Genomic DNA, 25379 nt, shown 5'->3' on the forward strand with positions numbered 1-25379 from the left:
CTAATGGGTGTCACCGTAATTCCGTAATTCCACCGTAATTCCCGTAATTCCGTTGAAGTAAGGCCGCCCCAGTTGGCGGCCTCTTCTGAAGGTTCACGCTTCCGACCTCAATGGTCTAATTTGAATCTCGCTGCGGCCTACTTTGCACTGCGGAATTTAGTATCTATTCGGGCAGAACAAGCGCCTAGTCATTCCATCACCGGCCCATCACGGTATCTATCGGTGACTGAGAGCTGCTCGTGCTCCCGCTATCACGCGGAGCCACCCCATGCGAACCAAACAAACCATTCCCGTAACCGTTCGACTTGCCCAGTTGGCGGACGAAGCCCGCCGGCGCGCCGAGGCAGCACCGCCCGGAGCGAAACGCGAAGCTCTCCTGAAAGCGGCGCGTATAAGCGAAACCGCCCTCCAGCTTCAGCAATGGATTGGCTCCCCAGGATTGAAAGCGCCGACCTAACTGCGGAGTCGATCCAACTCGACGAGCATCGGTTTCGACCATCTTAGCCCGCGCCTCTAGGAGCGGGTGACGTCGGAGAACTCGCCCTCGAAGGTACCTGCCGCAGGCAGTGTCCGGAGCTCGCCGCACAATCCTGCTTGTCGGTGATCTGCCAATGGCCCGTCGAGCGCGGCGAAATCATCACCGATACGAATTTCGAAACGCGTATCCGGGTTGTGGTGGATCAGTTGCTGACCTTAATCGGTGAAGGGCGCTCAATCGAAAAACCTGCATTGCCATTTCATCGAACGGGACAGCAGTGCTGGCTTGAAGAGCATCGCCGCCGGTCACATGTTGAGAGGATCGGGGATCGTTGGCCCGATACATTGGCAACGCACCCACCGCCTCATTGAAGGTCGCGTGCGTCCAAACAAGAGCGAGCACGGGCTGCGTTCGGGCACCGCTCGACGCAGTACCTCTACGCAAATGCAACGGCACGAACCGCCGAGGGAGACCTTGGCGGCTTTTGCGTGTGGCCAGATATGCAAGGAACGGCAACTGTGGTCTTGCACTCAGATGCGAGTTAGGCGCCATTTCTTGCCATCTCTCTCGGCCTACGCCGGGCGCTTTGGCTCAAGTTGCGTTTTGCGGACAGCCCCCGGTCAACATCTCGCGAAGCTCGGCCTTGGTCTTGGGGGGCGTTTAGGTGATTGGCCTCGCATTCTGTCAGTGGCTACAGAGTTCGATCCCTGCGCGGTGTAAATCCGCAAATCCCATAGTCTGGTGACTTGGCCGGGACGATATCGCCGTTCAACTCGGCGCGATCCATTAGAAAAACGGCTTGACCGTTAGGCCCTTCGCTCGGGCGTCCTGAATGAAGGTATGCGCTTCCTCATTCGACAAGGTCAGCTCGGGACCACCAAGAAACTCCTCTCCCTGAGGAGTATTGGCGCGGAAGGTCGTCTCTCCTTGATTCACATGGACCGTATAATCAACATCGCCATGGGACTCTGGCATGTTGGCCTCCTTGTCCCCACCCCGGTGCATATTGCGCCGATTTCAACCCGTGAGACAAGGCGCTGATCGTCGCCAACCACTACCTCGAAACCGATCTGGAGAAACTAAATGCAGCGGTCTCGATGGGTTATGCGCGAGGGAAAGTTGTTCGAGGAGGCCAGGACGCTGCCGCGTGATCGTTAAGATTGGTATGATTGAGCCGGGTTGATTGGTCAGCGATTCTGACAGGAGCACAAGATGGCTCTCCTAAAGCGCGAATTATATCGTCATGTGACAGGCCCTGAGGTCACCCACGCGGATCGTTGCACACTCATTTTCGATACCGACGCAAAGAAGTTATACGTCGAGCGCGAGGTGGCGGATTTTGATGCCAGCGTTGTTGGCACGATTCAGATCCAATCATCAACGATGGATATCGCTGACTACCTCAAGCAGGGCGGTCAAACTGCTGGTCACCGCGAGCTATGGCGCTTGCTGCAAACGATCTTCAAAGAGGACAACAATTCGGAAGAGATGTAAGTTGGATCAGGGGTTCGTTGGCATCCCCACATAGTGTCCATGACCCAATGGCATGGCCGCAACGGACCGAGCGGCTTTGGGAAATCGGTGATATCGTCGAGGTGTTGAAAGCGTGGGAGGCCGCCCAAGTGGCGTCAGGACCGTTTGGGCCGTTTCGGAAGGGCCGTGACGCTCCACTTGAGTCCGAAATCGGCGCCAAAGCGGACATTTGGCGATCAATCTGAATTTGTCACTCGCGGTCCCTTTTTCTACGCTCTCAGTTCTCTAGGGCTTCGGCCGAACCACCCGCGTCAGCATCGGAAAATGCTTGTTGCCGCCCGCGAACGGCGGGAATTTTACGAAGTCCGCGCGCATGCGCTTGATCACGTCGGAGCCGAGCGCATGCGCGAGGGCTTGCGGGCTGTCGAACACCAGCTTGTTGCGCTGCATGTGCTCGACGCGCTGCGACGGCAGCCGGTCGACCCAATCGATGCGGGTGTAGATTTCGATCTGGCGGACGTTCGGGAAGGTCCGCATGATCGACGGATGGTGCTCCAGATAATGCAGGTTCCAGGCGTTCATGTCCTCGGCTGGCCCGGGATAGTGGACGAGGTAACTGCACGGAGTTGTCGTTCCCGCCGGATGTTCGGCGACATCGACGGGAAACGCGCGCGTCAGCATCACCTGGTGCGTGACATCCAAGCCAGCGAGGCTCGGTAGTTCGGCTCCCGCCGCGAGATTGGCAAGGATGCCGCCGCGATCCATCGCCGCCTCGCAAGCGAACAGGTCGGGAAACCGCAATTGAAACGCAAACACGGGACCGGAGCCGTCGGTCTTGTAGGGATGGTCGATCGACTGTTCGAGCGGCGTGAACAGCAAGGCCTCGGTCATGTCAGGGATCGATCCGACCAGCTGCGCGACGGCTGCAATTTCGCTAGGGCCAATCCGTCGTTCGCCTGCCGGATCTGAGAATGTCATGAAGAGCGAGATCATGCCGGCGTTACCTCAGCCCCCTCGTCCGCGCTCACATGCGCCATGAGCGCGGCGCGAATGTTATCAGGCCACGGGATCGCATGATGATCGACAAGCGAGGTCGCGGCAAGGATCTGACGCGCACGCCAGCGCATGCCGGTCGCGCCCGAGACCACGTGCTCCAAATGGAGAGGCGATCCACCGACCCGGCCGATCTGCAACTTGAACGTCAGGAGATCGCCGAACATCGATGGCCGGGAGAAGTCGCAGGTCAGGTGCACCGTCGGCGTCCCGATCTTTCGGACCATGATCAGTTCCGGCCATGGAAAACCGATTGCCGCCCAAAAGTCTTCGACGACACCGTTGAGGATGTTCAGGTAGGAGGGGAAGTACGCGATGCCCGAGGGATCGCAGTCTCCGAACCTGAGTTCGCGATCGAACGAGAACGACGCCATCAGATCGCAACGACCGGGTGCCTGATGACACCGACGCCGTCGACCCCTGCCTCCACCACGTCACCCGGCCACAGCCATTCCTGCGGGCTCATGCCGGCGCCGACGCCTTCCGGCGTTCCGGTCGCGATGATGTCGCCCGGCTCCAGCGTCATGCCCGATGAAATGTCCGATATCAGAACCGGAATGTCGAAGATCATGTATTTGGTATTGGAGTCCTGCTTCATGATCCCGTTCTTGGTCAGCCAGAGCCGCAGGTCATGCGGGTTGGGAATCTCGTCCGCCGTCACGATGCAGGGGCCGAACGGCGCATAGGTGTCCATGCCCTTGGAGAAGATCCACTGGCCGGCGCGGCGATTGTCGCGCGCGGAAATGTCGATCATCACCGAATAGCCGAAGACGTGGTCCATCGCCTTCCCGGTCGCGACGCGGGTCGCGGTCTTGCCGATGATGACGGCGAGCTCGACCTCCCAGTCGAGCTGCTGCGTCATCTTCGCGTTGTGCTGGATCGCGCCGCCCGGACCGATCACCGAGGTGGGCGGCTTGGAGAAGACGACCGGCTGCTTCGGCAGATCCTTTTCCGTATCCAGGCTCCTGGCGGACTCTGCGACGTGCGCACGGTAGTTCAGCCCGATGCCAAAAATGTTCTTTCGCGGCCGCGGGATCGGCGCTTGCAGCTTCCCGTCCTCGACCGGCACGGCAGAGCCAGGCGGCAAGCGTCCATTGGCGTTGTCCAGGCACTCCCTGAGCGCCGGCAGCAGCGTCACGCTGTTGTCGATCAACGACAGCATGTCGCTCGGCCATGCAAGGCCATGCGACGCACCGAGGCGTTCGACGTCCACAACCAAGCCATCAACGAGGACCCCGAGGCGGGCACCGCTGGAGCCCAAGGTGTAGGTAACAAGGCGCATCGAATCTCTATCCGGCTGTTTCGGTTGAATTCTGCTGGAGGTACGTCAGGCAGCGACCGGCTGGTGACCGGCATTGTCGCCATAGGCCTCTTCCCGGTAGAAACCGAGGCCTTCGATGACAGGCAGATCGTTGAAGCAGAACAGGCAGGCATCCTCGCTCTCCGAGGCGTTGCCGTGCTCATGCCACGCCCAGGACGGAACGCAGAAGATGTCGCGCTCCTGCCACTCGAAACGCTTGCCTGCGATCACCGAATAGCCGCGGCCCTTGGCGACCTGATAGATAAAGCTGCCGGTGTGGCGGTGCGACTTCGTTCGTTCGCCCGGCCGCAGCAACTGCATGCTGGCGCCGATCGTCTGCATCACGTGCCCGCCGGTGATCGGATTGACGTAGTTCATGAGAATGCCGTCATAGGGCGAGCCGTCGGTCGCGTCCGTATATTTGCGCAAGGACTCGTAGGTCGGCTCCCACTCGTATTTGAACATCGGGGAATAGCCGTTCGACCATTTCGAGCCGGCCGGGCGAAGACCGGGATTGCCCCAGGTTTTGGTCATATCGTCGACGGGATAGCCGGACTCTTCCTGCTGAACCTTGGGATGGACCGCGAAGAAGTTGGCTTCCAGCGCGTTGACCAGGGGGATATCGAGGCCATCCTGCCAGATGCAGACGGAGCCGTTGGCTTCGACGCCATGCTCGTGCCAGGTGCCGTTCGGCGTCAGCACGAAATCCCGCGCCCCCAGCGTCATCTTGTGACCGTCGACGATGGTGTAGGCACCGGATCCTTCCATGATGAAGCGCAGCGCTGAAGCCGAATGCGCGTGCGCGGTCGCGACCTCACCGGGATGCATCACCTGCAATCCCGAATAGAGCCAGCCGACCGCGGCCGAGACGTCGCGGCGGCCGGGATTGTTGAGATAGATCACCCGCCGCCCCGCCTTCTCCGGCGAGACCAGCTCGACCGAGCGCAGCACGTGCTCGCGCAGATCGTTGTAGCGCCAGAGCACGGGAACGGAGGCCGATTGCGGCGCCCACGGCTCGATCTTGTTGGCGACCGTCCACAGCGCGCCGGCCTCGTATTTTTCGAGGTCCTTGTAATAGGCCTTGAGCTCGGGGGTGTCTTCGACATTGGCCCGGCCGACGACGTTCTCGCGCATCCTGTCCTCCAAGTCCGTCAAGTGGCTTCAACCAAGCATGATGAATTTGCACGCGAATGTCTCCACATCGTCATGGCCGGGCTTGTCCCGGCCATCCACGACCTTTCGCGCGGCACAAAGAACGTGGATGCCCGGGACAAGCCCGGGCATGACGAGTTTGTGGTGCTACCATTCCCAACAACCATCCCCATCATTCCGATTTGGGTGGTATCGACGAGAAGCTCGCCTGCTCGATGGCATCACCATCTGCGAGGTCCAGCGGCGCCAGCGGACGCCGGTTGATCCGCAGATCAAAAATGTCGAACCGATTATAGTGCCCGACAATGTCGTGCATCTGCTTCGGCTGGATGCAGCGGTCGAGATCGATGTCGGCATAGACGATGCCCTCGTCGTCGATCAGGGCATCTCCGACCACGCGACCGTCCGGCCCGATGATGCCGGAGAAGGCACTGGATTTGCGCTGCAGGCGCGCACGCGCGTCGGGGACGACCGTTTCCATCGTCGTGATGATCTCCTCCGACACCGTCGAGCAGGAGACGACCGTAAAAATCTTGCCTTCAAAGGAATGCGCAATCGCGCGCAACTTGATCGCCTCCGCCATGTCGTAGTCGGGAGGTGCGACCGGAAGCGAGATGTAGCTGGCGACATGCACGAGCTCACCCTGACCCAACAGCGCAAAGCGCGCGAGCGTGTTGGTGTTCTCGCCGCAGGCAAGGCCTCCGAGACGCCCGATCTCGGTATCATAGACGCGCAGGCTCGATCCATCACCGCCGGTCCAGGTCAGCTTCTCTGCCCAGGTCGGGACCAGCTTGCGGTGCTTGCCCAGCAGCGCACCGTCCGGCCCGATGAACACCATCGTGTTGTAGATCGCCCCCAGCGACACCGGGCTGCGCTCGTTGACGCCGAGCACGACGTAGCAGGCGCAATCGCGCGCCGCTTTGCGAACGACATCGACCTCCGGCCCCGGCACCAGCACGGATGCCTTGGCGAGCTTCTCGAACCATGCGCCGCCGGTGACGGGATCGGTGATCCAGTTCCAGTAGGGATAGCCGGGAACGAACACCTCGGGGAACGCGACGAGCTTCGCGCCATTGGCTGCGGCTTCACGGACCAGTGAAGCCGCCTTGTCGGCCGTCGCGCTCGGATTGAGATAGACAGGTGAAGCCTGGACGGCGGCAGCTCTAAAGCGCGGCAGCTTCAGCATTGGCCCTACCCTGTCGCCGGCTCACGACCGCCTTGTCGGAGCCGAGGTCCGCAAGCGTGATAACATGGCGCGGCGTTGACTTACTTCACATGTAAACGTATGCTATCGCATATTTCTGGAGGGTGCAATGGCTGAACGGTCTTTTGCTCGCGAGGTCGAGGATCTCCGGCTCGGCAACGGCGACACCTTTCGCGGCGAAGGCATCCTCGCCATCACCAAGGCGCTACTGCAATCCGGCGTCGCCTATGTCGGCGGCTACCAGGGTTCGCCGATCTCGCACCTGATGGACGTGCTCGCCGACGCCAAGGACGTGCTCGACGATCTCGGCGTCGTGTTCCAGAGCTCCGCCAACGAGGCGGCCGCGGCGGCGATGCTGTCGGCGTCGGTGATGTATCCCCTGCGCGGCGCGGTTGCGTGGAAGTCCACCGTCGGCACCAACGTGGCCTCCGACGCGCTCGCCAATCTCGCCTCGGGCGGCGTCACCGGCGGCACCATGATCATCGTCGGCGAGGATTATGGCGAAGGCTCCTCGATCATGCAGGAGCGCACGCATGCGTTTGCGATGAAATCGCAGATCTGGCTGCTCGATCCCCGCCCCGATCATGAGTGCATCGTCAATCTGATCGAAAAGGGTTTTGAGCTCTCCGAGTTCTCGAACACGCCTGTCATGCTCGAGGTGCGTGTTCGCGCCTGTCACATGCACGGCAGCTTCGCCTGCAAGGACAACCGCAAGCCGGCTCACACCATCAAGGACGCGCTCAACAATCCCAGGCGCGACGTCAACCGCATCGTGCTGCCGCCGGCGGCCTATGAGCACGAGCAGGAGAAGATCAAGACGCGGATGCCCGCGGCGGTTGGATTCGTCCGCGACAATAAACTGAACGAGTGGATGGGGCCGACGCAGGGCAAGGTCGGCATCATCATGCAGGGCGGCATGTACAACAATGTCATCCGCGCGCTGCAATATCTCGGACTGTCGGACGCCTATGGCAATACGCAAGTCCCGCTCTACGTCATGAACGTCACCTACCCCGTGATCGACACCGAGGTTGCCGAGTTCTGTGCCGGCAAGGAGGCCGTCCTGATCGTCGAGGAAGGCCAGCCGGAATATCTGGAGCAGGCCATCAACACGGTCCTGCGGCGCAAGGACATCCAGGCGCGCGTCCATGGCAAGGACGTGCTGCCGATGGGCGGCGACTACACCGCGCAGGTTCTGCTCGGCGGCGTCAGGGAGTTTTTGGAGAAGACCGAACCTCGGCTGCTCGGCAACCGTCCGCCGGCGCCGGACGCAACTCCCGTGCTCAATCACCCCGCGGTCGAGAGGCTGAAGCAGGTGGTGCCAGCACGCCCGCCCGGGCTCTGCACTGGATGTCCGGAGCGGCCGATCTTCGCCGCGATGAAGCTGGTCGAGGAAGAGCTTGGTCAGCACCACGTCTCGGCCGACATCGGCTGCCATCTGTTCTCGATCCTGCCGCCGTTCAATATCGGCGCGACCACGATGGGCTTCGGCCTCGGTCCGGCCTCGACCTCGGCCTTCAACGTCAAGGCCGACAAGCGCTCGATCGCGGTGATGGGCGACGGCGGCTTCTGGCACAACGGATTGACCAGCGGCATCGGCAATGCCGTGTTCAACAAGCATGACGGCGTCTTCGTCATCGTCGATAATTTCTACACCTCGGCCACCGGCGGTCAGGACATCCTGTCGTCGCGCGCGACCAACAAGCGGCGCGACACCAATAACTCCATCGTCAAGGCCGTGAAGGGCATCGGCGGCCAATGGGTGCGCCAGCTCGACCGCACCTACGACGTCGGCAAGATGCGCGACACGCTGAAGGAGGCGCTGACGACCAAGGACGAAGGTCCCAAGGTCATCGTCGCCTCCTCCGAATGCATGCTGAACAAGCAGCGCCGCGTGAAGCCGCAGATGAACAAGGCGATCAAGGACGGATTGCGCACCGTCAAGGAGCGCTTCGGCGTCGACGAGGACGTCTGCACCGGCGATCACGCCTGCATCCGGCTCTCGGGCTGCCCGTCGCTGTCGGTGAAGCAGCTCGACGATCCCCTGCGCGACGATCCGGTTGCCGCGATCGATAATTCCTGCGTCGGATGTGGCAATTGCGGCGAGGTCGCGGAAGCCGCCGTGCTCTGCCCCTCGTTCTACCGTGCCGACGTCATTCATAATCCGACGCGCTGGGACAGCTTCAAATCGAAGGTCGCCATGACCGTGATCGGCTGGCTGCAGCGGCGGCGCGACCGGCGTCGTCCCGCGCTCGAGGCGCTGGCATGAGAGACGAGACGGTCCGGCTCGCGCTGCCTGCCGCCGGTGAAGCGACCGAGCGGCCGATCTCGCTCGCGATCGTCGCGATGGGCGGCCAGGGCGGCGGCGTGCTGACCGACTGGATCGTTCAGCTCGCCGAGAACCACGGCTGGGTCGCGCAATCGACCTCGGTGCCCGGTGTCGCCCAGCGCACCGGCGCTACGATCTACTACATCGAGACGATGCCGCCGCTCGATGGCCGCAAGCCGATCCTGTCGCTGATGCCGACACCCGGCGACGTCGACGTGGTGATGGCCGCGGAGTTCATGGAGGCCGGCCGATCCATCCTGCGCGGCCTCGTGACGCCGGATCGCACCACGCTGATCGCCTCCAACCACCGGTCGTTTGCGATCGGCGAGAAGATCGCGCCGGGCAACGGCATTGCCGATGGCGGTGCCGTCACCGGTGCCATCGGGGTTGCCGCCAAGACCGAGATCATCTTCGACTTGAACGCGCTGGCGATCGCGCATGGCAGCGTCATTTCGGCCGCGATGTTCGGCGCGCTCGCGGCGGCCGGTGTGCTGCCGTTCAGCCGCGACAGCTATCTCGACGTGATCCGCGCAGGTGGGAAAGGCGCGAAGGCCAGCATCGAGACTTTTGAGGCCGCCTTTGACCAGGTCAAGACCGGCGCCGCCGACGTTGCCGCGCCGGCGCAAGCCAGACAGGCCGTCCCCTCTCCCGCAACGCGCGATCCGGATCTCGCCGGCCTCGTCGCGAGATTGAATCAGGAGCTGCCCGAACCAGTGCTCGCCATGGCACGCGCGGGCTTGCGGAAGGTGGTCGACTTCCAGGACGTCGCCTATGGCGGCGAATATCTCGACATCCTCAGAACGTTGCACGCGGCCGACCGAAACGCCGGCGGTGGCGCGCACGCTTATGCCTTCACGCAGGCCGCGGCAAAATACCTGGCCAACGCCATGAGCTATGACGATGTCATCCGCGTCGCCGACCTCAAGACTCGCGCCGGTCGCCGCGCGCGCATCGAGAGCGAGCTCGAGATGTCGCAGGGCCAAGTGCTCCAGACCACCGAGTTCATGCATCCCCGCATGGAGGAGGTCATGGGCATGCTGCCCGCGGGCCTCAGTCGCTGGCTTGGCACCAAGCCGCGCCTGCTCGGCTGGCTCGATCGCCGCGTCAACCGGGGACGCCGGGTGCGAACCTACTCGCTGCCCTGGTTCCTGGCGCTCTATGTCGTGGGCGGACTGCGCGGCCTGCGCCGCCGCTCGCTGCGTCACGCCATCGAGACGGCGCACCGGGACGGATGGCTCAAGGCCGCAACCGACGCGGTCGGCACCAATTACCAGCTCGGCGTCGAGATCCTGCAATGCCGACGCCTCGTGAAAGGCTATTCCGATACCCACGCCAGAGGCCTGTCGAAATTCGACCGGACGCTCGCGGCCATCAAGCTGGTCGAGCGACGCGACGATGCCGCCGATTGGGCGCGCCGCCTGCGGGAGGCCGCGCTGAAGGACAGCGCCGGCAAGGAGCTCGATGGCGTGATCCAGACCATCAAGACTTTTGCATGACAGCACTCAAAGAGAACATTGTTCCCGTCCCCGGGCAGATTGAAACCCGGCTGTGGCTGCAATTGCTGTCGCTGCATGGCGAACTGTTCGCGTCGCTGAGTGCGATGCTGAACTCCGAGTTCGGCTTGTCGCTCGCAAAATTCGACGTGCTGGCCCAGCTCGATCGTTACAGGGACGGCCTCGCGCTCGGGCAATTGTCGCAGAACCTGAAAGTCACCGGCGGCAATGTCTCGGGGCTGGTGCAGCGTCTGCTCGCCGACGGCCTCATCAGCAGGGAAATGTCGAGCGAGGACCGGCGGTCCTTCATCGTGCGCCTGACGCCGAAAGGCGAAGCGCTGTTCAGGAAGGCCGCCGACGTCCACAAGAAGCATCTCGGCAAACGGTTCGAGAACGTTTCGGCCCGGGAGCTGGACGGCGCGCTGTCCGTGCTGAAATCGCTTTCTTCAAAACTTCATACCGAGACCAAGAAGCAAAGTCGCAAGAGATAATGGCCAGAGAATCCAAGAGCAGATGGAAGTCGGGTCCGCCCAGGACAAGGGACCAGCTGCAAACCTACATCCCGTATCTGTTCAACCGGCTCGCCAATCGCTGGAACCTCGATCAGAACCGCGACCTGAGCGAGCACGGCGTCAACAATGTCGTGTTCCGGACGCTGTCGGTCCTGTTCATCTACAAGACCCTCACCGTCAACGAGGTCGCCGTTCTCGCGGTGACCGAGCAGTCGACCGCGAGCCGCATGGTCGAGTCCATGGTGTCGTCGGGCCTCGTCAAGCGCGAGATCGCCGAGGAAGACCAGCGCCGCCGCGTCGTGGGACTGACGCCGGACGGCGAAGCGCTGCTGCGCAAGATCTGGCCGATCATGGCGAACAATTACGACAAGCTGATCGAAGGCATCGAGCCTGATGACATCGAGGTCTGTGCGCGGGTGCTGGCCAAGATGGTCGAGAATATCCGCCAGAACCAGATCTGAAGAACTATGGACCGAGGCCGACAAGGCTGGTGCCGCCGCAGACATAGAGCACCTGGCCGGTGACGAAATCGGAGCGGTCGTCGAGGAAGAACTCGATCGCGTGCGCGACATCCTCGCGCGAACCGAGCCGCCCGACCGGGACATTGCGCGCCATCCGCTCCTGCTGCTCGGAGCCCTTGGGGACGATGCCCCAGAAATTGTCGGTCAGGATCGGCCCCGGTGCGACGACATTCACGGTGATGCCGCTCGCGGCAAGCTCCAGCGCCCAGGTCCGCGCCATGCCATGCACGCCGGCCTTGGTCGCAGAATAGGCCGAGCGCGTCGCCGCGCCCATCGCAGCACGCGAGCTGACGAATACGATGCGTCCGAAGCGGCGCGCACGCATCCCCTCCAGCGCGGCCTGGGTCAGCAGCATCGGTGCGCCCAGGTGCAGCTGCGCCAGCATCAGAATGTCTTCCGGCTTGGCATCGGGCAGCAGGTTCGGCAGGATCACGCCGGCGTTGTGCACGAGGCGATCGACGGCGTGATCCCGGCAGATTTCTTGCGCGATCTCGCGTGTCGCCTCGATGGAGGAGAGATCAGCGCAATAGGCCGCGAGCAGATCATGCGTCCAGGTTGGCTTCTCCAGCCCGACCGAGACCACGCGCTGCCCGCGCTCGAGGAGCTTTTTCGCCAGCGCCTCGCCGATCCCCGAATTGCCGCCGGTGATGAGTGTCGTGCGGGTCTCGCTCATGGTCAAACCTGCCGCTTCTTGAGGTCGCGCAGATCGAAGAAGGCGCCATCGCGCATTAGCCTTGCGACAACATCCTTCAGCCCGGCGCGCTGGATCTTCTCGGTTGCGGTCAGCGGCAGGCTGTCGACGAAGCAGATCCAGCCCGGCGCCTTGTAATAGGCCATCTGCACCAGGCTCCAGCGCACGATCTCTTCGGCGACCGCACGATCAGCGCCGGCCTGCTCGGTGATGATGACCGCTGCAACTTCGTCGCCGCGCACCTGATCGGGCGTGGCCGCAACCGCGGCCTGCCGGATCGCGGGATGGCGGTTGAGGACGGACTCGACCTCGACTGCGGCAATGTTCTCGCCGGATCGCCGGATCACGTTCTTCTTGCGATCGACGAAATGGAGATCGCCGTCCGCATCGCGCGATACGATATCGCCAGTGTGCAACCAGCCGCCGTCCCACGCCTCGGCGGTCGCTTCCGGGTTCTTCAGGTACCCGCGGAAGAAGCCGTAGCGCGGATCCGCACCGCCCCGCCGCACCAGCAGCTCGCCCGGCATTCCCACCGGCGCATCGTTGCCGCTGTCGTCGACGATACGAACGTCGATTTCGGGCGCCGGGCGGCCGAAGCAACTGGTGCCGATCTTGCGCGGCTCGACATTGGCGGCGATGACGCCACCGCTTCCGGTCTCCGTCATCGCCCAGGCCTCGAGCAGCGGAAAGCCGAAGCGCTGCTCGAATGGCGCATGCAGAAGCTTGTCGACGCCGGCGCCGAAGCCGAAGCGCACGGTGTGTGCGCGGTCCTGCTCCGAAGGCGGCGCACTCATCAGCATCGAGGGCATCACCCCGAGATAATGCAGGCAGGTGGCGCGGCTGTCGCGGACGGAAGCCCACCAGGTGCGCGGGTGGAAGCGATCGAGCATGGTCAGGGTGCCGCCGACCGACAGCATCGCCATCAGCGACACCGCCATCGCGTTCATGTGAAACAGCGGCAGCGGCGTGATCATGCGCTCGCCGTCTGCCTTGAGGTCAATCAGCCCACCGACATCGCGATACCAGTTGCCGGAATGCAGGAAATAGGTGTTGGTGAGCACGCAGCCCTTGGGCTGTCCTGTTGTCCCCGACGTATAGAGCAGCGCGCATTCGCTCGCCTCGCCTCCCACGGTCGAAGGTCGCGCCCCACCGAAGGGGACGGGAACCTCGTCCTGATCCGTCACCACCGGGATCGGTCGACCCGCCTGATGCGCCGCGGTCTCGACCTCGCCGCGCCGCTCGGCGAGGACGAACGCCGCATTCATCTCGGAATGCGCGACGATGTATTCGAGCTCGCTCAGCCGCAGATCCGGATTGATCGGCACCACGGAGACGCCGAGCGCGTTCAGCGCAAACCACAGCTCGATGAAAACAGGCCTGTTTTGGAGCAGCAACCCGACCCGGTGGCCATCGCCATAGCCTCGGCTCGCAAATGCCGACCGCCAGTGCTCGACCCGATCGAGCATGGCGCGATAGGAGATCTCACCTGCCGCGATGCCGTAGATGCCGGCCGTCTCCGGCAACACGTTGAGGAAGCCCGCCTCGCCTCGGCGCAGTGCGGTTTCACGGAAGCGGGCGTAGACTGTAGCGGTCAAGGCATTACTCACATGAAGAGCTGGATGTTTCCGAACGGCGCATCAAAATTGACGAGATCGACGCGCTTGAGCTTGATCTTCAGGGCGTCACCGACCTCTACGAATTCGTGCGACGCCCATCCCGAATAGCGCTCCAGCATGTCGCCGCGGGTCTCGGTGTAGATGTAGGACGTCCGCGCCTTGAATACGCCCGCAGCCGGGTCGCACGTCACGATGCGCGGCGCCTGGAGCAGATGGTGGCAGCGGCTCTTCGGCTTCTGGCTGAAGGTCCTCTCGCCGGCGAGACGCTCGACCCGCACCTTGAGCAGCAGCAGGTCCTCGTACATCAGCGACGGCTGGAGCACCGGATCCTGCTGCTGCCATTCCAGCGGCATCCAGTAACGCCCCTCGGGGTGAAACAGATCGAGCCACGCCTGCCATTGCATCGTGTCGAGAAATTCGGCCTCCCGGTAGATCAGGTCGGCGATCGTCTTCTCGGTGATCATTCGGCGGCCTCGATGTGCTTGTCCATGTCCATGGTCATGAACTTGGCCCAGGCATGAAACTGGTTCCGCATCTGGCGCTCGGAGGTGCCGTTGATGACGGCGGTGACGTTCTGCTCTTCATTGCTCTCGTAGAGCCGCCGTAGATTGACCCATTGATTGCCGTTGGACTTCAGGCCTTCCTGCGCCCGCTCGTACATCTCCAGATCGTCGTGGCCGACGATCGAGGTCGGCGCATTGATGAAACGGTTGTACATCAGCGCGCGCTCGTAGAGCTTGTCGGGCGCGCCGACCAGACGATAGACCCAGCTCTCGACCAACGTCCTGTCGACCGCGATCGGGATGAAGTTGCGCAGGATCTGGACGGCTCCCTTCACCATGATGTTGGGAAAATACACGGTGTTGTGCCTGACCTCGCCGAGAATTTCGTGCACCCGCGTCTCACCGTGAGCCGCGACCATCTGGTCGAGATAGCCCGGGATATCCGAATAGTTCGAATGGATGGAGTTGGCGACGCCGGTGTGGCCATGGCCGTTCGGCCAGATCCTGATGCCGCTCTGCTCGTAGAACTCGTACGGGCTCATGAAGGGACCGTAGAGCTGGACCGCCATCGGCGTTTCCGTGGAGCAGCCTTGCTCGCGCTTCCAGACCTTGACCGCGGTGCCGGCCGAGCTCTCATGCGCGACCATCGGATGGCAGGTGTCGGTCTGGTTCTCGACCAGCATCTTCCAATTGCAGGTATGCATGTAGCGGATCGGCGTGGCCACGACGGCGAGCTTGCCCTCCGGGGAGCGGTCGACCATGTTGTCGATGGTCGAAAGGCTCTCGCCGAAATAGTCCTCGAAGGACACGCCGTTGTCGCTCAGTCGCGCGAAGATGAAATCGCGATAGATCACGACGTTCCTGACTTTCGACAGCCCCCCATTTGCCTGGGTGTCGCCAAAGCCGGTGCCCTCGTAGCCCTTCTTGAGCGGGATCGCGAGCAGCGACCCATCGGTCTTGAAAGACCAGGCGTGATAGGGGCAACGGAAGAACTTACCGGTGTTGCCGCAGGGCTCGGACGCGATCTTCACGCCCTTGTGCGGACAGCGGTTGTAGAAGACGTGGATGGAGCCGTCGCTGTGGCGGCTCGCCAGCACCGGCTGCCGGCCGATATTGGCGGTGATGAAATCGCCGGGCTTTGCAAGCTGGCTCGCATGCCCGACATAGACCCAGCTGTTCGGGAACAGGTGCTCCATCTCGAGCTCGAAGACCTCGGGGTCGACATAGACGTCGCGGTGCACCTCGGCGTCGCGCACCAGCGCCGCAACCGCGTGGGCATTCCGTCCGTATTTCGCCATTGCGTCCCTCGCCTCCCTCATAGATCCAGCACCAGACGTTTCGATTTCGCGCGTGACACGCAGATCTGCATGACCTTGTTGGAGGCCTTCTCGTCATCGCTGAGGATGACGTCGCGATGGTCGGGCACGCCTGCAATCACGCCGCACTGGCAGATGCCGCAATCGCCGCGCTGGCAGTCGTAGAGCACGTCGAGACCCGCCGCCTGCAGCGCCTGGATGATGGTCTGACCGGCCGCGACGCTGACGACCTGCCCCGACGATTTGAGCTCGACCTCGAACGGCCTGTCTGGCGAGAACGGCTGCTCCGCCTTGAAGAGCTCGTAGTGGATGCGGTCGGCCGGAATGCTCGCGGCAAGCGCAGCCGCTCTCACCGCTTCGATCATGCCCGCCGGACCGCAGACGTAGATGTGGGAGCTTGCGGCTGCATCGCCGAGCGCGATTGCGATGTCCAGACGGGACTCGTCACCATCGTAGTGAATGGACAGACTCTTGGCGCAAATCTCCTGGAGATGCGGCAGGAATGCCAACAGTCCTTGCGTGCGTCCCGAATAGTGCAGGCGAAACGGAGTTGCGCGGGCGGTTAGCTCCGCCGCCATCGACAGGATCGGCGTGACACCGATGCCGCCGGCAAACAGCAGCGCGGGCGCCGCGTTCTCATGCAGACGAAAATTGTTGACCGGCGCACTCGCCTGCACGACATCGCCGATCTTCAGCGCATGCATGAATTGCGAACCGCCGCTCGAAGCCTCCTCGCGCAGCACCCCGAGCGCCAGCGTACCCTCGGGGCGGCCGGGCAAAGCCATCAACGAGTACGGCCGGTCTCCTCCATTCGGGAGCGCCACGCGGATATGTGCGCCCGCCTGCCATCGCGGCACGACGCCGTCCTCCACGTCAAACACAAGGCTCCGTATGAACGGCGTCTCCGCGGCATACGATCTCACCTTGAGCTTAAGCGGATGCGCGTCCATTCAGGCATCTCACAAATTATATGTATTTGCATATTTTTAGACATGTAATAATTGCCTGTCAATCGTCAGTACGGGTGCAGGTCCGGATTGCAGTCCGGTGCACCCGTTCCTGCGCACGTTGCCCCTAAGCGATTGAAAAGCCTGGAGCCCATCAGTCCGAAATCCCTGGTCGGATTCCTTTTCCTGGTTCAGTAGTTGCTTGCGGCACCCCTGATCAGCCCACGACAGCTGTGCACCATGCGCATCGAAACCAGATCTTTTCGACGCACCACATTGGTCGGATAGACGCTGTCAGGATCGGTGGTGTCGACCGGGAGCCTGACCCGCAACGCCCGCGAAAACCGCGGGCTAGGAAATGGCCTTCCCTGAAACCTTGTCGAAAAGGTGCGTTCGCTCCAGATCAAGAGCAACGTCTATGAAGCGATCCGGCGCCGCAGCGACACCGACCGGCATCTGAGCCGTGAACGGAAATGCGCCTACGGTTCCGATCACGAGCGTATGCGGCCCGAGCGGCTCCACGTCTTTCACCATCAAGCGGATCGATGAGCCCATCGGCGCATCTTGCCGCAGCACATGGTCGGGCCGCACGCCGAGCACAACCGGCTTGCCGACGCTCCCGGCATAGGCCGCCTCGCGGGACTTCGGCAATTTCAGCACCGTACCCGACGCCTCGCTGAAGACCAGCGCGCCGTCGCGAGCGGCAATCTCGCCATGGATAAAATTCATACTGGGTGCGCCCATGAATCCCGCGACGAAGAGATTGCTGGGCTTCTCGTAGATCGTGATCGGGTCGGCCGCCTGCTCGATCCGGCCGCGATTCATCACCACGACGCGATCCGCCATGGTCATCGCCTCGACCTGGTCGTGCGTGACATAGACGATCGTCTTGGCGAGACGGCGGTGCAGTGCCTTGATCTCGGTCCGCATCTCGATGCGGAGCTTGGCGTCGAGGTTTGACAATGGCTCGTCGAACAGAAACACGTCCGGGCTGCGCACGATGGCACGGCCGATCGCCACGCGCTGACGCTGTCCGCCGGAGAGCTGCTTGGGCCGGCGGTCCAGATATTGCTCGAGCTCGAGAACCCGTGCCACGTCCTGGACTGCTTTCGCGATGCTGGCGCGTGAGTCGCCCCGCACCTTCATGCCGTAGCCGATGTTCTCCTCGACCGTCATATGTGGATAGAGGGCATAGTTCTGGAACACCATCGCACAATTGCGCAAGCCTGGGCGCAACTGCGTCACGTCGCGGCTGCCGATGCGGATGTTTCCGCTGGTGACCGCCTCCAGCCCTGCAATCATGCGTAACGTCGTGGTCTTGCCGCAGCCGGACGGGCCGACAAGCACGACGAATTCCTCGTCGGCTACGTTCAGATCGAGCCCCTCGATGATCTTGTAGGGCCCATATGCCTTGCTGACGTTTTCGATCTCGACGTGCGCCATGGATTCCTTTTTCCGTCCCTTATATCGACGGCCAACAAAGCCCGGATGATGCTTACGCATCATCCGGGGCAGTCTCCGCGGGAAGCTAGTTCTTGGGTGGAAGACCCATCGCGGCGCGATAGGCCGCCAGTTGCTTCGCGCGGCCGAACTCATCGGTCAGGCGATTCCATTCCTTCGCGACCGCGTCCAGCGCGGCCTGCGGCGTGGTCTGGCCGGCCAGCGCCTTGCCGAGCTCGATCTCGACGACCTCGGTGTAGGAGAAATAGCCGGGCAGACGCATGTCGAGCGCGACATTCTTGGCATTGATCGAATCCGCTTGCGCGCCAAGGTATTCCTTGGCCTCTTCCGGCGAGAAGTTCTTGCTCCACAATTGCAGATTGGCCGTGTGCGATTTGCGGTAAGGATTGACCCCGGTGCCGCCGGTGATCGCCGCCTGCCCCGACACTTCGGGGCTCGTCAGCGTCTTGACGAAGTCCCACGCTGCCTGCTGGTTCTTGCCGACCTTCGGTACCGCGATCTGCCATCCACCGAACGCCATGAATGGCGTCGGCAACACGCTTGCGAACTTGTCCCACTTCTTGGTCTTGGCATTCCAGATCTCATCCGATCCCGGCAGGATCGCCGAACCGACCTTGCCCGAAATCTTCGATTGCTTGGGATCGGCGGCGATCACGCCGGTATCACCCCAGCCGATCGACTCGGCCACCTGGCCACCGGCCACGGCGGCATTGACCTCGCCGAACGAGAAGTTCAGCGCATTGGGCGGGCCAAGCTTTGAAGCCCGGATGTATTCCTCGAGTCCCTTCACCCAGCCAGGATTGTTGATCTGGGCATCCATCGTTTCGGGATCGAAGAACATCGCGCCCGGATAGTTCGGGTTGTTGGTATAGGCCGCCGCGTGGCTGAAGAAGAACCAGAACTGCTGGCCGCCGCGACGGAAGGCTTCAGCTGTGCCCCAGAGCCCCTTGTCCGGGCGCTGGAAGAACTCCGCGATGTCGAGATATTGCTTCCAGGTCTTTGGCGGTGCCAGATCATAGCCGTACTTGGCCTTGAAGGCGTCCTTCTCCTTGGGATCGCTGAACAGGTCGGTGCGATAGGTGTAGGTGTGGACGTCGCCGTCCATCGACTGCGAATAGATCTTGCCTTCCCACACCATCAGGCGCTCGCGATAGGCCGGCTCGACATCGTCCCAATCCTTGCCGGACTGCATCTCCTTCGGCATCTCGCTGAGAAAGGAGACAAAGTCCGGCAGCCAGGCCGGCGCAAAGCTGACCAGATCGAACGTCGCGTCCGACCCGGTAAGCGATGTAACGATCTTCGGGTAGAGCTCCGACCATGGAAACTCGACGACATTGACTTTGCCGCAGGTCTTCTTGGTCCATTCATCCGCGCCGAGCTTGAGCGCGGAGGCGATATACGGTCCGGTCTGCGACGCCACCGTCAAGGTGACGCCGGAGTAATCCGGGCTACAGGCAGCGTTCGCCTGGCTCACGGTGCAAGCCATCGCGAGCGAGGTGGTCAGCATCAGAAATGTCCGTCGCAACATCGTCCAGTCCTCCCTACATAAGTTTTTGCTATTTGATCGCTCCGAGCAGCAGGCCCGACCGCATCATGCGACTGAGCAGACCCGCCATGATCATCATCGGAATGATGGCGACGAGCGCCGCGGCCGAGATCGCCCACCATTCGTCGCCGCGCTGGCTGTTTTGTCCCGCCACCAGGATAGGCAGCGTCTGCCATCTGGAATTGGTCAGGAACAGCGCGAACAGGAACTCGTTCCAGACGAAGGCGAGCGTGATCATGAAAGTCGCCAGCAGCCCGTTCATCGACATCGGCACCACGATGCCGAGGAAGATGCGCCAGCTCGGCACATTGTCGACCATCGCGGCTTCTTCGACCTCGATCGGAATGGCCTCGAAGAAGTCACGCATCAGCCAGACCACGATCGGCAGCGAGAACGCGACATAGCACAGCGTCAGGCCGACATAGCTATCGATGAGCTGGAAGCCGAGCCGGCCGATTTCGCTGTAGAGCAGATACAGCGCGAAAGCCGTGACGATCGGCGGAAACATGCGCTGGCTGACAAACCAGAACAGGATGTCCTCATTGCCGAGGATCGGCCCCGGCAGCGGCAGGCGGTTGGCCAGGATTGCAGCGGCAAGCGCGATCGGGAACGCCAGCAGCAGCGCCTGCGGGCGGGTGAATCCGAACGAATTGTTGAACAGCAGATAGCCGCCGAGCGCGAGCAGGAAGAAGATCAGGCCGGCGCCGAAGCGCACCCTGAATTCGAACCGCACCAGTGCATAGGCCGCCATTGCGCCGACTGCGGTCGCGATCGCTGCCGCCGACATTCCGACGATTGTCGAGTTCAGGAAGGTTCGGAAGAACTCGCCACGGATACCCTGGTAGAGATCGATGAAGGGCTGCAGGGTCGGCGTGAAGTCGACGAACGGAATATAGGTCGGGCCGCCGACCACGCCCGGCGGGGTCTTGAACGCCGTCACCACCACCCAATAGAGCGGAAACGCCGTGATCAGGCACCAGACGAGCACGCCGGCCGTGACCAGGCGGCGACTCCAGCTCGACAGTCCGGTCAGGCCCTGCCCGCTCATCGGCGCTTCTCCAGATGCGGCCGCAGCAGCGCCAGATAGGTCACGCCGATGATCGTGATCGCGATCAGGAACAGGAAGCTGAGTGCCGACGTGTAGCCGAGATTGAACTTCTTGAAGCCCTCTTGATAGGCGAACAAGGTCAAGGTCTCGGTGTCCACGCCGGGTCCACCGCCCGTCATCACGAACACGGTGTCCATGATCTTGTAGCTCTCGATCAGGCGGATGAAGACGACCGCAGCGGAGATCGGCAGCATCATCGGGAACGTGATGCCCCAGAATTGCTGCCAGGCGCTGGCATTCTCGAGCTCGGCCGCCTCGTAGACATCTTCAGGGAGTGTTTGCAGGCCAGCCAGCATCATCAGGATGATGAACGGCGTCCACTGCCAGATCTCAACCGCAATGATGCAGGCGAGCGCCCAATGTCCGTTGGTGAGGAACGGCAGGTTCGCCAGTCCGAACATGGACAAAAGCTGGTTGAGCGGCCCCATGGTCGGATTGAAGATCATTCGGGCAACGAGCGCGACGGCAACCGGGGCCAGCAGCATGGGCAGCAGCAAGGCCACGCGAAACAGCCGTTCGCCCGGAATGCGCGCGTTCAGCGCGAGCGCAACGCCAAACCCGATTACGTACTGCAAACCGACCGCGATGAACGCGATCATCGTCGTCGTGAAGATCGCATTCCAGAAGCGCGGCTCTTGCAAGAGCGAAACATAATTTCCGAGCCACACGACGCGCGGCGGGATCGGGGGAATCAGGCGATAGCTGAGGAAGCTCGTGGTGAACGAATAGATCAGCGGAAAGATCGAGATCGCCAGCACGACGAGCACCGCCGGCCAGATGAAGACATGCTTGATCGGATCGTTCCGCATCATGAGCAGATCATCGCTTCAACAGGGCTTCAATCTCGGCACGCCGCGGCATGGCAGGCGCAGTCCCCGCACGCGTCACGGAAATCCCCGCCGTGGCCGACCCGAACCGCGCCGCTTCCAGTGGATCGGCGCCGCCCGCAAGCGCTGCTGCGAAGCCGCCGACGAATGCATCGCCCGCGCCCGCGGTTTCGACCACCTTGCCGGCGGCGAACGGGGGCACGTGCAGCGAGCGATCTCGCCCGTGAAACAGCGCCCCGCGTTCACCGAGCGTGATCAGCGCGGTCCCCGCTCCCTTGGCCAGCAACGCGTCTCCGGCGCGGCGGGCGCCGTCGAGATCGCTCACCGCGATCCCCGTCAGCGCTTCCGCCTCGGTCTCGTTGGGAACGACGTAGTCGCACAATGCAAACAGGCTGTCGTCGAATGCGCCCGCGGGTGCCGGGTTGAACACGGTGACGCTGCCCGCAGCGCGCGCGATCTCGAGGCCGCGCTGCGCGGCGGCGACCGGTTGCTCGAGCTGGGTCACGAAGACGCGGCTGGTGCGGATCGCATCCGCGGCCGCGTCGACGTCGGCAGGGCTGAGACCGTCGGCCGCTCCGCTCACCACGATGATGGCGTTGTCGCCGCGTGTCTCGTGGACATAGATGAAGGCGGCGCCGGTTGGCGCCTCCGCAGTCCTGGCCACGCACGGGCGAATTCCCTCGGCCTCCCACGTCTTGATGGCAAGATCGCCGAAGGCGTCGCGGCCAATCCGGGAGATGAAGGTCACGTCCGCGCCCGCGCGCGCAGCGGCCACGGCCTGGTTCGATCCCTTGCCGCCTGGTCCCATGGCAAATCCCGAGCCTGCGATCGTCTCGCCGATCGCAGGCATGCTGCCGGCCCGAAAGGCCAGATCGACAACGAAGATGCCGAGCACTGCGACGCCAGTCTTGCTCATGGTCGTCACTCTTCGTCCGGCGCGATGACGCCCTTGGAGAACAGGAAGCAGCCGTAGAAGCGCCGCTCACCGGTGGCGATCACGCAATAGGCCGTCTTGGCCCTTTCATAGAAGGCATGGCGCTCGACCCCGACCAGCGGCCAGGAGCGTCCCTCGGCGCGGTCGATCGCGGCCTGCACCTCGCGCTGCACCGGCGGCACCTCCTGGGGCTGGCCGACGATCTCCATGCGGATCGCGGCATCGTCGACGAACGTATCGAGCGGCAGCACCGAGAGGATGGCTTCGATCGCCTTTGCCGTGCTGACGTTGTCGATGCGAAGCAGCTCGCCGAACACGGTCTGGCGTGCGATCGAGTCAGCAGGAAAATTGGTATCGCACACCACGAGGCGGTCTCCGTGCCCCATCGCGCGCAAGGCATAGAGCACGTCGGCATTGAGCAGTGGATTGATGCCCTTGAGCATGTTGCGTCCCTCCCTTGTCGTCAAAATCGCCCGAACTCTGATGGTTCGGATGCCAACCAGTATCACCGCAAGGTGACGTCTTCAGTCCCCGTAGGGAATCCAGATGTTCTTCACCTGCACCGCATGACGGAGCAGGATCGGACCTTCGCTCGCCGCCCGGTCGTACCAATCGAGCGCCAGCCCGTGGTCGACCAGCGTGCGCTTGAGGTTGCCGACCGACAGCCGCTCGGCGGCCGTCGAGGCCTCTTGCGAGCCGAACACCCAGAGCGCATCGACGTCGTCATGCTCGGCAAGGACCTTTGCCAGCACATCGCGCTCGCCGGTGACGATATTCACCACGCCTGACGGCACGTCCGACGTCTCCAGCACCTGGTAGAAATCGGTCGCTGCAAGCGGATGCCGCTCGCTCGGAACGGCGACGACACGGTTGCCCATCGCGATCAACGGTGCCACCAGGCTGATGAAGCCCAGCAACGGGGCCTCGTCCGGACAGGCCACCCCGACCACGCCGATCGGCTCGTGCATGGCCAGCGCCACGCCGCGCAACGGCGGCGCATGGATCGTCCCCTCGTATTTATCGGCCCACGCCCCATAGCTGAACAGCCGCTCGATACTCGCCTCGACCTCCGCGCGCGCCTTTGCGGGCGAAACGCCGGTCATATCACCGATGCGCTTGGCGAACTCGTCGCCGCGCGCGGACAGATTCTCGGCAAGATAGTAGAGGATTTGGGCGCGATTATGCGTCGTCGCCCGCGCCCACCCTTCGGCCGAGCGCGCGGCGGCCACGGCGTTACGGATATCCTTGCGATTGCCCTCGCCGGCTTCGCCGAGCTGCCGCCCCTTCGGCGACAGCACTGCGCGCGAATAATTTCCGTCAGGACGGACCTGCTTGCCGCCGACAAACAGCTTGGCGGTCCGATCGATCGACGGCGTGCCAAATCCGGCGCCGTCGGCAGGAGCCGCCGGGGATGGCGGCGGCACCTTCGCCCGCGCCTTCCGCCCGCTCCAGGCCTTCGGCTTGAGATATTCGTAGAGGCCTTCCCGGCCACCCTCGCGGCCGAAGCCGGACTCGCGATAGCCGCCGAAGCCGACGCTGGCATCAAACAAATTGGTCGCATTGACCCAGACCACGCCGGCCTGAAGTTTTGGCGCGATATCGAGCGCCAGGCCGATGGTCTCGCTCCACACGCTGGCGGCAAGGCCATAGCGCGTGTTGTTGGCGAGCATCACCGCCTCGTCCGGCGTCCGGAACGTCATCGCGACCAGCACCGGGCCAAAGATCTCCTCGATCGCCACGGTCGATGACGGATGCACGTTCCAGAGCAAGGTCGGGGGATAGAAGCATCCCTCGGCGGGGATCGGTCCCGGCGCCTGATACTTCTCGGCGCCCTCCTTCACTCCCGTTTCGACCAGCGCCTTGATCCGCTCGAGCTGCACTGGTGCGACCACCGCGCCCATGTCGATCGCCTTGTCGAGCGGCGGACCCACGCGCAGCGTCTCCATGCGGCGGATCAGGCGCTTGCGGAATGTCTCTGCAATGCCCTCCTGCAACAGCAGCCGCGATCCGGCGCAGCAGACCTGGCCCTGGTTGAACCAGATCGCGTCGACCACGCCTTCCACGGCGCCATCGAGGTCGGCGTCGTCGAACACGATGAATGGCGACTTGCCGCCAAGCTCGAGCGTCAGCGATTTGCCGCTCCCGGCGGTCGACTGACGGATCAACCGCCCGACCTCGGTCGATCCGGTGAAGGCGATCTTGTCGACACCGGGATTTTCGACGAGCAACGCGCCGGTGGCGCCATCGCCCGTCACCACATTCAACACGCCGGGCGGCAGGCCGGCTTCCGCCGCGAGCTCGGCGAACAGCAGCGCGGTGAGTGACGTGAATTCTGCCGGTTTCAGCACCACGGTATTGCCGGTCGCCAGCGCGGGCGCGATCTTCCAGGCCAGCATCAGCAGCGGAAAGTTCCAGGGGATGATCTGGCCGACCACACCGACCGGGACATGGTCGACGAATTCGCGCTCCTGCAACTGCGCCCAGCCGGCGTGATACAGGAAGTGGCGCGCGGCGAGTGGCACGTCGAGATCGCGGGTTTCCCTGATCGGCTTGCCATTGTCGATCGCTTCCAGCACCGCGAACAGGCGAGCGTGACGCTGCAGCATGCGCGCCAGCGCATAGAGATGACGGGCACGACCGTGACCACCGAGCTTTGCCCATGACGACTGCGCCGATCGCGCGGCGCCGACGGCAGCCTCGACATCCGCAGCGATGCCTTGCGCGATCCTGGCCAGCGTCTTGCCGGTGGCCGGCTCGATCGTCGTCAGATGCTTGCCCGACGCTGGAGCTGCGAATTTGCCGGCAATGAAATGCCCAAACGTCGCCTCGTGCCGCTTCAGCCAGGCGCGCGCCTCGCCGTCCGCCTCGGGGGCAGGACCATAATCCATGGTCTCGTAGTAATGTGCGATACTCAT

24 protein-coding genes are annotated in these 25379 nt (G+C 63.0%); 6 read left to right on the forward strand and 18 right to left on the reverse strand.

The features are described 5' to 3' along the window. Positions 1-268: 268 nt before the first annotated feature. A complete protein-coding gene (locus FXB38_RS34625; RefSeq protein WP_148755430.1) occupies positions 269-457 on the forward strand; it encodes a hypothetical protein in 189 nt (62 codons plus the stop codon). 807 nt (positions 458-1264) lie between these two features. On the opposite strand, the gene FXB38_RS34630 is transcribed toward FXB38_RS34625, so the two are convergent. Next, the gene (locus tag FXB38_RS34630; protein WP_148755431.1) at positions 1265-1453 is read right to left on the reverse strand and encodes a hypothetical protein; all 189 of its coding nucleotides are present in this window, start codon (positions 1451-1453) and stop codon (positions 1265-1267) included. 237 nt (positions 1454-1690) lie between these two features. Between FXB38_RS34630 and FXB38_RS34635 the strand changes: the two genes are divergently transcribed. Then, positions 1691-1972, forward strand: a complete 282-nt coding sequence (locus FXB38_RS34635) for a hypothetical protein (protein ID WP_148755432.1) — start codon at positions 1691-1693, stop codon at positions 1970-1972. 264 nt (positions 1973-2236) lie between these two features. Here FXB38_RS34635 and FXB38_RS34640 read toward each other — a convergent pair whose 3' ends face one another. The 5 genes from FXB38_RS34640 to FXB38_RS34665 form a co-directional block, all read right to left on the reverse strand. Then, entirely contained in the window at positions 2237-2842 is a 606-nt protein-coding gene (locus FXB38_RS34640) for a hypothetical protein (RefSeq protein WP_246230359.1), read from the reverse strand. 98 nt (positions 2843-2940) lie between these two features. Next, a complete protein-coding gene (locus FXB38_RS34645; protein ID WP_148755434.1) occupies positions 2941-3378 on the reverse strand; it encodes an acyl-CoA thioesterase in 438 nt (145 codons plus the stop codon). After that, positions 3378-4286, reverse strand: a complete 909-nt coding sequence (locus tag FXB38_RS34650) for a fumarylacetoacetate hydrolase family protein (RefSeq protein ID WP_148755435.1) — start codon at positions 4284-4286, stop codon at positions 3378-3380. The genes FXB38_RS34645 and FXB38_RS34650 overlap by 1 nt, the downstream gene beginning before the upstream one ends. Before the next feature lie 45 nt (positions 4287-4331). Continuing rightward, positions 4332-5438, reverse strand: a complete 1107-nt coding sequence (locus FXB38_RS34655) for a cupin domain-containing protein (RefSeq protein ID WP_148755436.1) — start codon at positions 5436-5438, stop codon at positions 4332-4334. Positions 5439-5628: 190 nt separating this feature from the next. Next, entirely contained in the window at positions 5629-6642 is a 1014-nt protein-coding gene (locus FXB38_RS34665; protein ID WP_148755438.1) for a carbon-nitrogen hydrolase family protein, read from the reverse strand. Between the two features lie 127 nt (positions 6643-6769). Between FXB38_RS34665 and FXB38_RS34670 the strand changes: the two genes are divergently transcribed. The 4 genes from FXB38_RS34670 to FXB38_RS34685 are packed head-to-tail and all read left to right on the forward strand — an operon-like array spanning position 6770 to position 11455. Then, positions 6770-8929 carry a thiamine pyrophosphate-dependent enzyme gene (locus FXB38_RS34670; RefSeq protein WP_148755439.1) on the forward strand — a complete coding sequence of 720 codons (2160 nt, stop codon included), beginning with the start codon at positions 6770-6772 and terminating at the stop codon, positions 8927-8929. Beyond that, positions 8926-10485, forward strand: coding sequence for an indolepyruvate oxidoreductase subunit beta family protein (locus tag FXB38_RS34675; protein WP_148755440.1), 1560 nt, complete (start codon positions 8926-8928; stop codon positions 10483-10485). Before FXB38_RS34670 ends, FXB38_RS34675 begins: the two co-directional genes overlap by 4 nt. Continuing rightward, complete coding sequence (locus FXB38_RS34680) at positions 10482-10973, forward strand: MarR family winged helix-turn-helix transcriptional regulator (RefSeq protein ID WP_148755441.1); 492 nt, start codon at positions 10482-10484, stop codon at positions 10971-10973. Before FXB38_RS34675 ends, FXB38_RS34680 begins: the two co-directional genes overlap by 4 nt. Then, entirely contained in the window at positions 10973-11455 is a 483-nt protein-coding gene (locus tag FXB38_RS34685) for a MarR family winged helix-turn-helix transcriptional regulator (protein ID WP_148755442.1), read from the forward strand. Before FXB38_RS34680 ends, FXB38_RS34685 begins: the two co-directional genes overlap by 1 nt. Before the next feature lie 4 nt (positions 11456-11459). Here FXB38_RS34685 and FXB38_RS34690 read toward each other — a convergent pair whose 3' ends face one another. The 12 genes from FXB38_RS34690 to FXB38_RS34745 form a co-directional block, all read right to left on the reverse strand. Continuing rightward, positions 11460-12188, reverse strand: coding sequence for an SDR family NAD(P)-dependent oxidoreductase (locus tag FXB38_RS34690; RefSeq protein WP_148755443.1), 729 nt, complete (start codon positions 12186-12188; stop codon positions 11460-11462). 2 nt (positions 12189-12190) lie between these two features. Next, entirely contained in the window at positions 12191-13801 is a 1611-nt protein-coding gene (locus FXB38_RS34695) for an ATP-dependent acyl-CoA ligase (RefSeq protein ID WP_187435346.1), read from the reverse strand. 8 nt (positions 13802-13809) lie between these two features. Continuing rightward, on the reverse strand, positions 13810-14286 hold the full coding sequence (locus FXB38_RS34700) for an aromatic-ring-hydroxylating dioxygenase subunit beta (RefSeq protein WP_148755444.1): 477 nt from the start codon (positions 14284-14286) through the stop codon (positions 13810-13812). Then, positions 14283-15623: an aromatic ring-hydroxylating dioxygenase subunit alpha gene (locus FXB38_RS34705; protein WP_187435347.1), complete on the reverse strand. Its 1341-nt coding sequence runs from the start codon at positions 15621-15623 to the stop codon at positions 14283-14285. Before FXB38_RS34705 ends, FXB38_RS34700 begins: the two co-directional genes overlap by 4 nt. Positions 15624-15640: 17 nt before the next feature. Beyond that, complete coding sequence (locus FXB38_RS34710) at positions 15641-16591, reverse strand: PDR/VanB family oxidoreductase (RefSeq protein WP_148755446.1); 951 nt, start codon at positions 16589-16591, stop codon at positions 15641-15643. 348 nt (positions 16592-16939) lie between these two features. Then, a complete protein-coding gene (locus FXB38_RS34715) occupies positions 16940-18031 on the reverse strand; it encodes an ABC transporter ATP-binding protein (protein WP_148755447.1) in 1092 nt (363 codons plus the stop codon). Positions 18032-18116: 85 nt separating this feature from the next. Further along, on the reverse strand, positions 18117-19556 hold the full coding sequence (locus tag FXB38_RS34720) for an extracellular solute-binding protein (RefSeq protein ID WP_246230370.1): 1440 nt from the start codon (positions 19554-19556) through the stop codon (positions 18117-18119). A 49-nt stretch (positions 19557-19605) separates the two neighbouring features. Further along, positions 19606-20643, reverse strand: a complete 1038-nt coding sequence (locus tag FXB38_RS34725) for a carbohydrate ABC transporter permease (RefSeq protein WP_148755449.1) — start codon at positions 20641-20643, stop codon at positions 19606-19608. Then, positions 20640-21515 carry a carbohydrate ABC transporter permease gene (locus tag FXB38_RS34730; protein ID WP_148755450.1) on the reverse strand — a complete coding sequence of 292 codons (876 nt, stop codon included), beginning with the start codon at positions 21513-21515 and terminating at the stop codon, positions 20640-20642. Before FXB38_RS34730 ends, FXB38_RS34725 begins: the two co-directional genes overlap by 4 nt. 7 nt (positions 21516-21522) lie before the next feature. Beyond that, positions 21523-22446: a ribokinase gene (rbsK, locus tag FXB38_RS34735; RefSeq protein WP_148755451.1), complete on the reverse strand. Its 924-nt coding sequence runs from the start codon at positions 22444-22446 to the stop codon at positions 21523-21525. Positions 22447-22451: 5 nt separating this feature from the next. Further along, on the reverse strand, positions 22452-22907 hold the full coding sequence (locus tag FXB38_RS34740; protein ID WP_148755452.1) for an RbsD/FucU family protein: 456 nt from the start codon (positions 22905-22907) through the stop codon (positions 22452-22454). Between the two features lie 81 nt (positions 22908-22988). After that, positions 22989-25379 carry an aldehyde dehydrogenase family protein gene (locus tag FXB38_RS34745; RefSeq protein WP_148755453.1) on the reverse strand — a complete coding sequence of 797 codons (2391 nt, stop codon included), beginning with the start codon at positions 25377-25379 and terminating at the stop codon, positions 22989-22991.

Origin of the sequence: Bradyrhizobium cytisi (assembly GCF_008123515.1) — a bacterium.
Taxonomy (GTDB): domain Bacteria; phylum Pseudomonadota; class Alphaproteobacteria; order Rhizobiales; family Xanthobacteraceae; genus Bradyrhizobium; species Bradyrhizobium cytisi.